Source organism: Croceibacterium atlanticum (assembly GCF_001008165.2).
Lineage (GTDB): Bacteria > Pseudomonadota > Alphaproteobacteria > Sphingomonadales > Sphingomonadaceae > Croceibacterium_C > Croceibacterium_C atlanticum.
The window spans coordinates 2,906,351-2,919,573 of record NZ_CP011452.2; the positions used below are offsets into that span (position 1 = coordinate 2,906,351).

At 63.5% G+C, this 13,223-nt stretch carries 11 protein-coding genes; 8 read left to right on the forward strand and 3 right to left on the reverse strand.

Annotated elements, in window-relative coordinates:
* Window positions 1-83 precede the first annotated feature (83 nt).
* From WYH_RS13730 to WYH_RS13750, 5 genes are all read left to right on the forward strand, one after another.
* Window positions 84-617 carry a nuclear transport factor 2 family protein gene (locus WYH_RS13730; protein ID WP_046904284.1) on the forward strand — a complete coding sequence of 178 codons (534 nt, stop codon included), beginning with the start codon at window positions 84-86 and terminating at the stop codon, window positions 615-617.
* A 23-nt stretch (window positions 618-640) separates the two neighbouring features.
* A complete protein-coding gene (locus WYH_RS13735; protein ID WP_046904285.1) occupies window positions 641-1,558 on the forward strand; it encodes an SDR family NAD(P)-dependent oxidoreductase in 918 nt (305 codons plus the stop codon).
* 71 nt (window positions 1,559-1,629) lie between these two features.
* The gene (locus WYH_RS13740; RefSeq protein ID WP_046904286.1) at window positions 1,630-2,301 is read left to right on the forward strand and encodes a glutathione S-transferase family protein; all 672 of its coding nucleotides are present in this window, start codon (window positions 1,630-1,632) and stop codon (window positions 2,299-2,301) included.
* A gap of 82 nt (window positions 2,302-2,383) precedes the next feature.
* The gene (msrB, locus tag WYH_RS13745; RefSeq protein WP_046904287.1) at window positions 2,384-2,785 is read left to right on the forward strand and encodes a peptide-methionine (R)-S-oxide reductase MsrB; all 402 of its coding nucleotides are present in this window, start codon (window positions 2,384-2,386) and stop codon (window positions 2,783-2,785) included.
* 106 nt (window positions 2,786-2,891) lie between these two features.
* Entirely contained in the window at window positions 2,892-5,096 is a 2,205-nt protein-coding gene (locus tag WYH_RS13750) for a transglycosylase domain-containing protein (protein WP_046904288.1), read from the forward strand.
* Between the two features lie 103 nt (window positions 5,097-5,199).
* On the opposite strand, the gene WYH_RS13755 is transcribed toward WYH_RS13750, so the two are convergent.
* From WYH_RS13755 to hflK, 3 genes are all read right to left on the reverse strand, one after another.
* Entirely contained in the window at window positions 5,200-6,717 is a 1,518-nt protein-coding gene (locus WYH_RS13755; protein ID WP_046905195.1) for a Do family serine endopeptidase, read from the reverse strand.
* 110 nt (window positions 6,718-6,827) lie between these two features.
* Window positions 6,828-7,676, reverse strand: coding sequence for a protease modulator HflC (hflC, locus tag WYH_RS13760; protein WP_046904289.1), 849 nt, complete (start codon window positions 7,674-7,676; stop codon window positions 6,828-6,830).
* 2 nt (window positions 7,677-7,678) lie between these two features.
* Window positions 7,679-8,815 carry a protease modulator HflK gene (gene hflK, locus WYH_RS13765; RefSeq protein WP_046905196.1) on the reverse strand — a complete coding sequence of 379 codons (1,137 nt, stop codon included), beginning with the start codon at window positions 8,813-8,815 and terminating at the stop codon, window positions 7,679-7,681.
* A gap of 136 nt (window positions 8,816-8,951) precedes the next feature.
* On the opposite strand from hflK, the gene WYH_RS13770 reads away from it, so the two are divergent.
* Genes WYH_RS13770 through hemH form a run of 3 tightly spaced genes read left to right on the forward strand, consistent with a single transcriptional unit; the run spans window position 8,952 to window position 13,218 of the window.
* The gene (locus tag WYH_RS13770) at window positions 8,952-9,920 is read left to right on the forward strand and encodes an Mrp/NBP35 family ATP-binding protein (RefSeq protein WP_046904290.1); all 969 of its coding nucleotides are present in this window, start codon (window positions 8,952-8,954) and stop codon (window positions 9,918-9,920) included.
* Between the two features lie 5 nt (window positions 9,921-9,925).
* Window positions 9,926-12,199 carry a xanthine dehydrogenase family protein molybdopterin-binding subunit gene (locus WYH_RS13775; protein ID WP_046904291.1) on the forward strand — a complete coding sequence of 758 codons (2,274 nt, stop codon included), beginning with the start codon at window positions 9,926-9,928 and terminating at the stop codon, window positions 12,197-12,199.
* Window positions 12,196-13,218: a ferrochelatase gene (hemH, locus tag WYH_RS13780; RefSeq protein ID WP_046904292.1), complete on the forward strand. Its 1,023-nt coding sequence runs from the start codon at window positions 12,196-12,198 to the stop codon at window positions 13,216-13,218. The genes WYH_RS13775 and hemH overlap by 4 nt, the downstream gene beginning before the upstream one ends.
* Window positions 13,219-13,223 lie beyond the last annotated feature (5 nt).

Below are 13,223 nucleotides of genomic sequence, written 5' to 3' on the forward strand. Positions count from 1 at the left end.
TGGCCGTACTTCAACAGCCTGCGACATTTCGGGCAGCCATTGCGGCTGCCCTGCTGACATTATTGACAACAGGAGCCCTGTCTATGCCCGCTGCGGCCAGTCCCCAGAATTACACGGATCAATATGCGAAGGATCGCGCCGAGATCGAAGATCTCATGGCACGTTATCTGTTCGCGATGGATTACAACGACATGGATAGCTACGCCGCTACCTTTACCGAGGATGGGGAGCTGGAATTCGCCAGCGGAACGGCTGTCGGGCGGGACAATATCAAGGCCACGGCCAAGGCGTTCAAGGACCGGATCGCCACGGTGTACAAGGATGTGGACGGCAACCCCGCCGTGCTGCGTCACGTCCTGGCCCAGACCGTGATCCGGGTGGAGGGCGACCGCGCCTGGGCCCGCGCCTTCTGGTACGAAATGGCCAATGACGGGCCGAAGAACGAAGCCGGGCGCAAGACCCCGCAAATGGGCACTTTCGGCATTTACGAGGATGAATTGCGCAAGGTGGATGGCCAGTGGCTGTTCTCCAAGCGGCGCATCCTCAACGAATTCCTCGACGGGCGGCATTCGGGGTCGGAAAACCCTGTGGCTGAAATGGACCGGCTGGCCGAATAGTCCGTAACAGGAGAAGGCATGTCATGAAGGATTTCGCGAGCCGGACGGCCTTTGTCACCGGCGGCGCCAATGGTGTTGGCATCGGCATTGTGCGTAACCTGCTCAATCAGGGCTGCAAGGTGGCGATCGCCGATATCCGGCAGGATTCCATCGAACAGGCGCTGGCCACGCTGGATAACCGCGAAATCATGGGTGTGCAGCTGGACGTGTCCAGCCGTGAAGGATTTCGGCAGGCGGCTGACCGGGTGGAGGCTGAATTCGGCCCGGTCAGCCTGCTGTTCAACAATGCCGGCGTGAACCTTTTCCAGACGATCGAGGATTCATCCTATGACGATTGGGACTGGCTGCTGGGCGTCAATCTGCACGGCGTCATCAATGGCGTGATGACCTTTGCCCCGCGCATGAAACAGCGCGTGCTGGCGGGGGAGCAGAAGGGCGGCCACATCACCAACACGGCAAGCATGGCCAGCTTCATCGCCAGCGGCGCGCCGGGCATCTACAACACCACCAAATTCGCCGTGCGCGGCCTGTCCTATTCGCTGCGCCATTCGATGTATGAATATGGCGTGGGTGTCTCGGTCGTGCATCCGGGGCTGGTGAAGAGCTATATCTATGCCAGCGACGATATTCGCCCGGATGAATTGAAGGGCGAGATGAAGCCGGTCGACACGGAAAATGTGAAGCGGCTGGAAGGCGTGCACCAGTTCGGCATGGAGCCGGACGTGATCGGCGAACGCATTCTTGACGGCATTCGCGAAAACCGCGCCAATATCTTTCCCCATCCCGACCACAAGGAGGAAGTCCGCGAATTGTTCGACGAGATCCTGGCCGATTATCGCGACTATCCCGCCGATCCGGGATTCGAACAGCGGGTGGCCTTCGAAAAGATGCGGCAGGAAAAATTCGCGGAAACCCGCCGCAAGGCGAAGAACATCGGCTGACCTGCATAATCATGCGCAATGGATCAGCGATCTGGACGCGCCCCGCGGCTTGCGGCATGTGAGGGGCCTCGATGTGGCAACTCTATCACTTCCCCCTCTGTCCGTTCAGCCGCAAGGTGCGCCTCGCCCTTAGCGAGAAGGGCGTTACCCACGAACTGACGCTGGTTTATCCCTGGCAGGCAGGCGATGCCTTCTTCGCGCTGAACCCGGCAGGCCGTACCCCGGTGGTGTATCAGCCGGAAAAGAAGCTGACGCTGATCGACAGTCAGGCGATCTGCGAATATTTTGAAGAGACGGTGGACAAGAGCCCGCTGATCCTCGGTACGGCGGCTGGCCGCGCGGAAATCCGCCGGTTGACGGCCCTGTTCGATGAACAATTCTTCGCCGATGTCACCGCGCCGCTGATGTTCGAAAAGATGAAGAAGCGGCTCGTCTATCGCCAGCCGCCGGATTCGCAGGCCCTGCGCACGGCCATGCGGCTGGCGCATGAACATCTGGATTATATCGACTGGCTGACCGATACCCGCCGCTGGCTGGCCGGGGCGCAATTGAGCCTCGCTGATTTCGCCGCCGCCGCGCAGATTTCCGTCGCCGATTATCTCGGCGGAATCGACTGGTCCGGCCATGACAGCGCGCATAGCTGGTACCGGGTGATGAAAAGCCGGCCAAGCTTCCGCCCGCTGCTGGCGGAAAAGATGGAAGGCATCCCCCCGCCGCGCCATTATGCCGACGTGAACGCCTGAGCGGGCACGCCTGGTCGGGTAGGGCGCAGCGCCTTGCCCGCCGCGTGGCAGGTCCCATATTCCGCGCAAAGGAGAGCCCTTGATGCCCGAGAAGATCCAGCTCAGCGACCAGGAATGGCGCGAACGGCTGACGCCCGAACAATATCGCGTCCTGCGCGAAGCCGGGACGGAACGCGCCTTCACCGGCAAATATGAAAAGAACAAGGCCGCGGGCGAATATGTCTGCGCCGGTTGCGGCCAGCCATTGTTCGAAAGCGACGACAAATATGACAGCGGATCCGGCTGGCCCAGCTTCACCCGCCCGGTCGATGCCGATGCGGTGGATGAACATCGCGACATGACGCATGGCATGGTGCGGACAGAAGTGGTCTGTGCCCGCTGCGCCGGCCATCTGGGGCATGTCTTCCCCGACGGGCCGGGACCGGACGGAATGCGTTATTGCATCAACAGTGCCGCGCTGGAATTCAAGCCGGAGGATAAGTGAGCTTGCGCATTCCATCCTGCGTTAACGCTGGGTTACGAATGCCCTATGCATGGCCTTTACAAGGGCCGGCATGGTGTGGCCGGCTGCAGCACGATGATGGGGCCTGATGGCGAAGAGTGGGGGCAAGGGCCCCAATAAGAGGAAGACCGGCGCGCGTGGTGCCAGGCGCGTCTGGTGGAAAGTCTGGGCCCGCCGGATCGTGATCTGGGGCGGTGTTCTGGGGATGCTCGGCGTGATCGCGCTGGGCACGGCGGTTTATTTCGCCGCCCGGAACATGCCCAATTACTCCACGCTGATGAACAGCCAGAACGGGCAGACCATCGTGGTGCGCGCGCGTGATGGCACGGAAATCGTCTCGCTCGGGCCGAGTTACGGCCAGTGGCTGCATTCGGACGAGATTCCGCAGGTGATGAAGGATGCGATGGTTTCGGTGGAAGACCGCCGGTATTATTCGCATTTCGGCATCGATCCCATCGGCCTTGCCCGCGCGCTGGTGGTTGCCCTGCGCGATGATGAACGGGTTTCGGCCACGTCCACCATCACCCAGCAGCTGGCCCGCAATATCTTCCTCAATTCCAACCGCACTTATGACCGCAAGGCGCGCGAAGCCGTGCTGGCCATGGCGCTGGAATGGAAATTCTCGAAGGAGCAGATCCTCGAGCTTTATCTGAACAAGGTCTATTTCGGCGGCGGGGCCTATGGCATCGATTCCGCCAGCCGAAAGTTCTTCAGCCATTCGGCGCGCCAGCTTTCAACGGCGGAAGCGGCGATCATTGCCGGGCTGGTAAAGGCGCCCAGCCGCTATTCCCCCACGGCGGATGTCGATGCGGCGGTCAGCCGTGCCAATGTCGTGCTGGGCCAGATGCGCAAATATGGCGCGATCGGTGCGGAGGAAGCGGCATCGGTGGATGTTTCCGCCGTGAAGCTGAAGACGGAAGCCGGGCAGAATTCGATCCGCTATTTCACCGATTGGGCCCTGCCGCAGCTGGACCTGTTATTGCCGAGCGGGAATTTCGAGCCGATCGAGGTCTGGACCACGATCGATATCGGCATGCAGCGCGCCGCCACGGCCGCGATCAAGAGCAACGCCCCGGATGGCGCGCAGGGCGCGCTGGTCAGCCTGGACCGCGACGGTGCGATCCTGGCCATGGTGGGCGGCACGGATTATGTCGAAAGCAGTTATAACCGCGCGACGGAAGCCGTGCGCCAACCGGGTTCGGCGTGGAAGCTGTTCGTCTATCTCGCCGCGCTGGAGGCCGGATACCAGCCGGATGACCGCGTGGTGGACGGGCCGGTGACGATTGGAGACTGGAGCCCGCATAATTCGGGCGGCAATTACGCGGGCGAGATCGATGTGCGCACCGCATTCGCTTATTCCAAGAACACGGTGGCGGCGCAGCTGGGCAATGAAGTGGGCTTTTCCACCGTTGCTTCCATGGCGCGCCGTTTCGGCATCACCACGCCGATTTCCACCTATCCTTCCATGGTGCTGGGCACGTCCGAAGTGCGGGTGATCGACATGAGCCGCGCCTTTGCCGAAGTGGCGGCGCGCGGCAATTCGGTGGAGCCATATGGTATTATCAAGGTCGTCACGGCTGGCGGGGACGTGCTTTATGAGCACGAGGAACCGCGCAGCGTGCAGCTCGTGCCGGATTATATCGCCGCCGGGATGACCGATCTGTTGCAGACTGCGGTCAATACCGGCACCGGCAAGGCGGCCCAGATCGGCCGCCCGGTGGCGGGCAAGACCGGCACGACATCTTCCAACAAGGATGGCTGGTTTGTCGGCTTTTCCAGCGGGATCACCACCGCTGTCTGGATGGGGCGGGACGATGCGCGCGCTGTTGCCGGCCTGTCCGGCGGCCGGGCGCCGGCCCGCGCCTTTGCCGCCTATATGCGCTATGCCGTCAAGGATCGGCCGGTGGAGAAATTCGATACCGACCTGAAACTGCCCGAATGGCAGCTCGAGCCGGATGACGAGTGGCTCTATGGCGATCCGGAAGAGGATTATTACTTCATCGACGAGCAGGGCAATCTGATCGAACCCGGCGGGCTGGGTGACGATGATCGCGGCCTGGACTTCCCGATCGAGGGAGAACAATTGCCGCGTGGCGAGCCGACCCAGCCGGCGCGGCCGACAATGCCCGGCAATGGCAATAGTTCGCAGGGCGGGGCGCCACCGGCCGCCGCCAGCGACGATTTCCTCGAAAGGGCGACGGGGCAGGATCTGCCGGGGCGCCAGCCGCAGCGGCGCCAGCAGAACGTGCCTTCACCCAGCGAAACGCCCTTCGGCCGCCTGTTCGAAAACTAGGCGAGGCGCCGCGCCGCGCCGATATTGCCAATTCGCGCAAAAGAAACGGGGCCGCGCCGTGATGGCGGGCCCCGTTGTCTTTTCGGGTATATGCTTGCGCGGCTTAGCGGATCCGCACCGGCATGGAGATTGCCGGGGCGCCACGCGGCTTCATCCGCAGCAGGATCGCTTCGCGATTGCTGCTCTTGGCTGAACTGATCACGCGTTCCAGATCGGCAATGCTGGCGATGTCGGTGTTGTTCGCCCGCAGGATGATCGTGCCGCGCCGCACGCCCTTGCGCGCTGCATCGGCATTGGGATCGACCGCGGTAACGACCACGCCCTGCGTATCCGTGCCGACGCCCAGCTGGCGGGCGATCGTCGCTGTCATCGGGATGACCTGTACGCCCAGGGATTCTCCCACCAGGCCATTGCTGTCGCTGGGTGCGGGGTCGGAAGGCGTGCTTTCGTCATCCGTGTCGAAGCTCTGCGCGGCCAGTTCTTCCTCGCTCGGGCGGCGGCCGACGGTCACATTGACTGTCCGGCGATCGCCATCGCGCAGGATTTCCAGCGGCACGGTGGTGCCCGGTTCGATATTGGCGACGATGAAGGACAGGGTCTGGTCGGGGGTCACGTCCTTGCCGTCCACCTTCAGCACCACGTCGCCGGATTTCAGGCCCGCCTTGTCGGCGGCTTCGCCCGGCTGGACCATCTGGATGAATTCGCCCCGCTTTTCGGGGATGCCCAGCGCCTCGGCAAAATCTTCCGTCACCGGGTTGATCCGTACGCCCAGATAGCCGCGCAAAATGTCTTCGCCGGCAATCAGCTTGTCCACGATCGGCGCGGCGGTTTCGGCGGGAATGGCAAAGCCGATGCCCACGCTGCCGCCCGAAGGGGAGAAGATGGCGTTGTTGATGCCGATCACATTGCCCTGCATGTCAAACAGCGGGCCGCCGGAATTGCCGCGATTGATGCTGGCATCGGTCTGGATATAGCGGTCATAGGCGCCGCCGCCGGTGTTGCGATATACGGCGGATACGATGCCGCTGGTCACCGTTCCGCCAAGGCCGAACGGGTTGCCGATGGCAATCACCCAGTCGCCCACGCGGGCGGCGCTGGAATCGCCGAATTTCACGAAGGGGAAGGCCTTGTCGCGCTGGATCTTCAGCACGGCCAGATCGGATGCGGCATCCTTGCCGACCACATCGGCCGGATATTCCGTGCCGTCCGGCATCGTCACGGTGACTTCTTCCAGCTCCGCATTGCGGCCTTCCGGGCTGATCACGTGATTATTGGTGACGACATAACCATCGGCGGACACGATGAAACCCGAACCCAGAGACTGCGCTTCGCGCGTGGTCGGCTGGCCGCCGCGATTGCCGAACAATTCGGCGAAGGGCGTGCCGGAAAACGGGTTGGTTTCCACGGTGATGCGCTGCTTGGTGGAGATATTGACCACAGCAGGCTGCAATTGTTCGGTCAAATCCGCGAAACTGGCCGGGGCGCCAGCTTCGGGGACCACATGGGTCATCTTGCTCGCGTCATTCTGGGCGACCTGGGCGCCCGCCGGATATCCGGTGATAAGGGAAATTGCGGCCCCGCCGGCGAGCAGGGCACCTGTGATGCCATAAGAGTAGCGCACGGGCTTCACGTCCTCTGATCCTTCATTCTGTTGCGGCGCGCCGGGGCAAGCCGCATTTGTCAGTCCCGCAAGTGATTGAGACTTGCGGGCCTGAACTTGTATTGAACGGCTCAGCGGCTGTTGCCGCGGAATTGGCGGAGATATTCATTATCCGGTGAAAGGATGAAGCTGCTTTCGGCAGAACCCGTTTCAAAAGTGCGGCGATAGCTCTCCATCGCGCGATAGAAATCATAGAAGTCCGGGTCCTTGCCATAGGCATCGGCATAGGTCTTGGCCGCTTCCGCCTCTGCTTCGGCGCGGATGATCTGCGCATTACGGCGCCCGCGTGCGCGAATCGTCGCCGCTTCCTGCTGGCGGTCGGTCTGCATGCGGGTGAAGGCTGCCTCCAGCGGGGTGCCTTCGGGCAGGTCGGCGCGCTTGATCCGCACATCGATGACCTGCGCGCCATATTCGCGCGCCTGCGCATCCAGCTTGTCCCGGATGTTGGACATGGCCGTGCCGCGTTCCGCCGTCAGCAGCGAAGCGAAGCTGCGGCGGCCCAGTTCCTGGCGCAGGACCGAGGAAAGAATGGGCTGCAACTGCATTTCCAGATTTTCTTCGCTGCCGGCATTGCGCACCATCTTCACCGGATCGATAATCCGGAAACGGGCATAGGCATCGACCTGCAGCCGCTGCTGGTCGCTGGACAGGACCTGTTGCGGCTCCATGTCCAGATCGAGCACGCGCTTGTCGACATATTGCACGGTGTCGAGCAACGGCACGCGGTACCAGATGCCCGCGCCGGTCTGGCCATAGGTCTGGTCCGGTTTGAAGCGGTTCACCACCGCCACCGGATCGCCGGCACGGACCACGACTGCCTGGCTGGTTTCCGGCACCACGATCAGGAATGACAGGGCAACCAGGACGGCCGCCGCCGCAGCGATGATCGAACGCTTATGATCTTCCCACAGGGTCAGCATAATCATTCTCCCGCCGGCTGCTGCTGCTGTTCGGCGCGGCGTTTCAGCTCTGGCAAGGGCAGATAAGGGGTCACGCCATCGGCTTCGACCACGGTTTTATCGGTACGTGACAGCACGCTTTCCATGGTTTCATAATAGAGGCGGCGGCGAGTGACTTCCGGAGCCAGCCGGTATTGTTCGTAGATTTTTTCGAACGAGGCTGCCTCGCCTTCGGCCTGGGCCATTACCTGCTGCGCATAGGCGCGCGCGCGGTTGGTTTCAGTATCCGCGTCTTGCTGCGCGGCGGACACGTCCTTGAACGCTTCCACCACCTGTTCGGGCGGATCGGTCTTCTGGATTTCGATACCCTGCACGGCAATGCCCGAACGATAGGCATCGAGCACGGCCTGCATCCGGTTGCGCACCGTCAGTTCGACATCGGCGCGGCCCGCACCGGACAGCACGCGGTCCAGTTCATGTTCGGCCACGGACGCGCGCATCGCGGCTTCGGCCACTTCGCGCAAAGTCTCTTCCGGTTCGGCAAGCTGGAAATGGAACAGCTTCAGATCCTTGATGTTCCAGCGGATCAGATAGCTGAGATCCACCAGGTTCTGGTCCCCGGTAAGGATCAGTTTCTGCTGCGTCCCTTCGGGGATGCGTTCCTGCCGGATCTCGCTGACATTCATCACCGTCACATGCTGGAACGGCCAGGGCGCGGTGATATTGAAGCCCGATTGCAGGGTCCGCGAATATTTGCCGAAAGTCGTGACCAGGCCCTGTTCGCGCGGGGCGATCTGATGGACGCTGGTGGCGAAAAGCCACACCACTATCAGGGCGACGATCGCCAGGGGGAACCAGCTCTTGCCGTCCGGGCGCTGGGGCAGGCGGAAATTCGGACCGCCCGGCCCGCCGCCGCCGCCACCCTTGCGACGCGGACCTTCCGGCCCGCGATTCTTGAAAATGTCTTCGATACTGGCCGAACGGCGCGGCGGCCGTTCATCCGAACCGCCACCGGGCAGCCACGGATTGCGCGGCCCCTTGGGGCCTTCGCCGCCCGACGGCGCAGGCGTGCCTTCTTCCCCGGAGCCTGATCCGTCTCCGGAATTGCCCGATTCCTTGTCGCCGCCTGGTTTGCCCCAGGGGCTTCGCTTCCCGGCCATTGCCAGCGCGATCCTTTCGATCATCCCGCCCATTCTTTCCATAAGCTCCATTTATAGGGCGGATATCGGTAAAAAACAGGGGAGGAACGGACATTTTCGCTGCATGGTCGCCGTATTAACGCTAGCAGGCGGCCCCATGACCTCCGCAGAAGATATCAAACAGCAGATTCCTCCCAAGATCGCGGCATTCGTCCGGTCGGTCCGTTTTGCCGACGGCGTGGCCACCATCGTTGCCGATGCATCGGGCCTGGGCCGCGCCGCTGCGGCCGAATTGCAGCGAGAGCTGGAAAGCCATGCCAGCGCAGTGGATGGCGTATCGGAAGTGCGCGTGGCGCTGATGGCTGACCGCGTGGCCCGGCGCATCATTGCCATCGGGTCCGGCAAGGGCGGGGTGGGCAAATCCACCCTGACCGCAAATCTTGCCGTGGCGCTGGCCCGGATGGGGCGCAAGGTCGGCGTGGTGGATGCCGATGTCTATGGCCCGTCGCAGGTCATGCTGCTGGATGCCGCCAACCAGAAGGTGAAGGCGGAAGACGACAAGCTGGTGCCGGTGGAAAGCGAATTCGGCGTCAAATTGCTGTCCATGGCGCAATTGGTGCAGCCGGGTAAGGCAATCGCCTGGCGCGGGCCGATGGTGGGCAACGCATTGTCGCAGCTGATGGATTCGCATTGGGGCGACACCGAATTACTGCTGATCGACCTGCCGCCGGGCACGGGCGACGTGCAGCTGACCATGCTGCAGAAGTTCAAGCCGGCCGGTGCGATCGTGGTTTCCACGCCGCAGGATCTGGCGTTGATCGACGCGACGCGCGCGATCGATCTGTTCAGGCAGGCGCAGGTGCCCGTGATCGGCCTGGTGGAAAACATGGCCGGCTATGTCTGCCCGCATTGCGGCGAAATTTCCGATCCCTTCGGCCAGGGCGGGGCGGAAGCCGCTTCGCGCGCATTGGGCGAGGATTTCCTCGGCCGCGTGCCATTGGCCATGGAAATCCGCGTCGCCAGCGATACCGGGCAGCCGCCCGCCGCCAATGATACGGAACAGGGCCGCGCCTTTACCGCCATTGCGGAGCGTCTTTCCGCCTGGCTGGACGCGAACAAGGAATAGGCCGGGTGAAGATTTCGCGCCGCGCTGTATTGGCCGGTGCGGCCGCGGGCGGCGGCCTTGTTGTCGCGTGGATGCTGATGCCGCGCGATTACGGGTCATCCCTGGAAGCCGGCCCGGGCGAAGCGGGCTTTGGCGCCTGGCTGAAGATCGACCGGCAGGGCGTGATCACCGTGGCAATGCCCCAGCTGGAAATGGGCCAGGGCATTTCCACCCTGTTGCCGCAGATCGTGGCGATGGAACTGGGGGCGGACTGGCGCCAGATCGCGGTGGAGCCCGCACCGGTCAGCGCCGCCTATGCCAATTATGAACTGGCGGCGCGATGGGCGCCCATGTGGCGGCCCCTGTTGCCATCGCTGGCGGAAAAAGCGGATGACCTGATGCTGCGCCGCTGGGCGGAAGGGGAACGTTTTACCGCCACGGCCGAAGGCACATCCATCGCCAATTTCGAACTGCCTTGCCGCGAGGCGGCGGCCAGCGCACGGGCCATGCTGACCATGGCCGCGGCGGAACGCTGGGACGTGCCGTGGCAGGAATGCCAGGCGGAAAACGGCTTCATCCGGCATGGTGAAGCGCGCCTGAGCTTTGCCGAACTGGTCGAGGATGCTGGCGAATTCGATCCGCCGGACCCGCCGCCCCTGCGTCCGCAGGCGCCGAAGGATGGCGAGCCGGAATTCGCGCTGGAGGATGAACGGCACTTGCCCTTCCCCCGGCTGGACCTGCCATCGAAGGTGGATGGGAGCTGGCTTTTCGCCGGAGATGTCCGCCTGCCGGACATGGTTTATGCCGCCATCCGCCACGGGCCGCTGGACCGGGCGGAAGTGTCCAGTTTCGACCGGGAAGCGATCGCCGGCCATCCTGAACTGTTGGGTGTGGTCAATGGCAAGCGCTGGCTGGCCACCGTGGCAAGCAATTGGTGGGCGGCCGAACGCGCGCTGGATGATCTTGCCGTGCGGTTCCGCGTCACGGACCCTGTCAGTTCCGCCGAAATCGCCGAGGCGCTGGATGCGGGCGTGCGCCGGGGGGCGGGGCAGCGCGTTGGCCAGCGCGGCGATGGCGACGCGAATATGGTCGAACCGACGCTGGCCTTTCGCTATGACATAATGCCCGCTGCGCATGGCACGTTGGAAACCGCCAGCTGCACGGCGCGCCTTGCCAATGGCCGGCTGGAATTATGGCTGGCCACGCAGGCGCCGGAATATGCACGGGAAGCGGCGGCAAAGGCGCTTGGTCTCTCCCTCGGTGATGTCGTCCTCTATCCAATGCCGGCAGGGGGCAGTTTCGACCGGCGGCTGGAACACGACCACGCGATAGAGGCGGCGCTGATTGCGCGGGAAACGGGCCGCCCGGTGCAACTGGTCTGGTCGCGCTGGCAGGAACAATTGCGGCTGCGCCCGCGCCCGCCGGTGGCGGCAACGCTCAGTGCCAGGCTGGATTCGTCGGGCCGGATCGAAATCATGCGTGCCCGCGTGGCCGCGCCGCCTTCCGCGCTGGAATTCGGCCGCCGCCTGTTCGGCAACGCCACCAGCTGGGGTGCGATTGCCGATGTCGCGGGGGAAGCGGATGCCATGGTGCTGGAAGGGCTGATGCCGCCCTATGCCATCCCCCATGTCGCGCTGGATCATGTGCCTGTGCGGATCGGCCTGCCCACGGGGCGACTGCGCGGCAACGCCCTTGGCTATGGCTGCTTCATGATGGAAAGCTTCATCGATGAAGTGGCGCGGCGGCAGGAACAGGAACCGCTTTCCTTCCGCATTTCCATGCTGGGGGACGATCTGCGCCTTGCCCATTGCCTGCAAACTGCCGCGCGGCTGGGCAATTGGGGCGGCGGCGAAGCGGGCAGCGGGCAGGGCCTGGCCTGCCACCGCATGGGCGATGATGCGCGCAGCGGCCGCATCGCGCTGATCGCGACGGCGGTCGCCGGAGAAGGCGGCGTGCGGGTGGAAAGGTTGAGCGCTGCGGTCGATATCGGGCGTGTCATCAATCGCGATATCGCCCTGCAGCAGATAGAGGGCGGCTTGCTGTTCGGCCTCGGCCTCGCGCTCGGTTCGGGCATGGAATATGATCAGGGGCTGCCGGTGCAGGGGCGGCTGGCTTCGCTCAACATGCCCTCCCTGGCTGACAGCCCGGAGATCGAAATCGAACTGATCGAAAGCGATGCCGATCCATTCGATCCGGGCGAATTGCCGGTGGCCCCGGTCGCCCCCGCCATCGCCAATGCGCTGTTTTCCGCAACGGGGCTTCGCTTGCGGCGCCTGCCGCTGCTATCAGGTGGATTATGACCTGGCAGAAACAGAAACTTCCGGCGGACCACAAGCCGGTGAAAAGCGGCGGCGTCGGCGTGCTGCTCGTCAATCTCGGCACTCCGGATGCGCCCGATCCGCGCTCCGTCCGGCGATATCTGGCGGAATTCCTTTCGGACCCGCGCGTGATCGAGATTCCGAAACTGGTCTGGCAGCCGATCCTGCGCGGTATAATATTGAATACGCGGCCGAAAAAATCGGCAGAGGCCTATGCACAAGTATGGTCGGACAAGGGCTCCCCGCTGGCGGCGATCACGTCTGACCAGGCGGAATTGTTGCAACAGAGGCTCGGCACCGATGTGCAGGTCAGCTGGGCCATGCGTTATGGCAATCCACCCATCGGTGACAGGTTGCAGGCCCTGATGGATCAAGGCTGCGAACGCATATTGCTGGCCCCGCTCTATCCGCAATATTCCGCGGCATCGACCGCCACGGTTGTGGACAAGGCGGGGGAGAAGCTGCGGGAAATGCGTTGGCAACCCGCCCTGCGGACCTTGCCGCCCTATCATGACGATCCGGCCTATATTGCCGCACTGGCAAAGGATATCGGCGCCCAGCTGGACGCGCTGGAATTCCAGCCGGAAACATTGCTGCTGAGTTTCCACGGAATGCCGAAGCGGACGCTGGAACTGGGCGATCCCTATCACTGCCACTGCCACAAGACCGCGCGCCTGCTGGAAGAAGCGCTGGCCCGCCCGTCAGTGCGGTTCCGCACCACGTTCCAGAGCCGTTTTGGCCGCGCCGAATGGCTTGGCCCGGCCACCGATGCCGTGCTGGCGGAAGAGGGCAGGGCGGGCACGAAACGCCTGGCCATCGCGGCTCCGGGCTTTGCCGCCGATTGCCTGGAAACGCTGGAAGAACTCGCCATTCGCGGGCGGGAAGAATTCGTGGAAGCCGGGGGCGAACAATTCGCCGCCCTTTCCTGCCTCAATGCCGGGCCGACCGGGATGGACATGCTGGAGGGGTTGATCCGCCGCGAACTTTCCGGCTGGATCTGAACGAA

Coding starts and splice junctions, on each gene's coding strand:
- WYH_RS13730 (WP_046904284.1), top strand. CDS start 84: ATGCCCGCTGCGGCCAGTCCCCAGAATTACACGGATCAATATGCGAAG.
- WYH_RS13735 (WP_046904285.1), top strand. CDS start 641: ATGAAGGATTTCGCGAGCCGGACGGCCTTTGTCACCGGCGGCGCCAAT.
- WYH_RS13740 (WP_046904286.1), top strand. CDS start 1,630: ATGTGGCAACTCTATCACTTCCCCCTCTGTCCGTTCAGCCGCAAGGTG.
- msrB (WP_046904287.1), top strand. CDS start 2,384: ATGCCCGAGAAGATCCAGCTCAGCGACCAGGAATGGCGCGAACGGCTG.
- WYH_RS13750 (WP_046904288.1), top strand. CDS start 2,892: ATGGCGAAGAGTGGGGGCAAGGGCCCCAATAAGAGGAAGACCGGCGCG.
- hflC (WP_046904289.1), bottom strand. CDS start 7,676: ATGCTGACCCTGTGGGAAGATCATAAGCGTTCGATCATCGCTGCGGCG.
- hflK (WP_046905196.1), bottom strand. CDS start 8,815: ATGGCCGGGAAGCGAAGCCCCTGGGGCAAACCAGGCGGCGACAAGGAA.
- WYH_RS13770 (WP_046904290.1), top strand. CDS start 8,952: ATGACCTCCGCAGAAGATATCAAACAGCAGATTCCTCCCAAGATCGCG.
- hemH (WP_046904292.1), top strand. CDS start 12,196: ATGACCTGGCAGAAACAGAAACTTCCGGCGGACCACAAGCCGGTGAAA.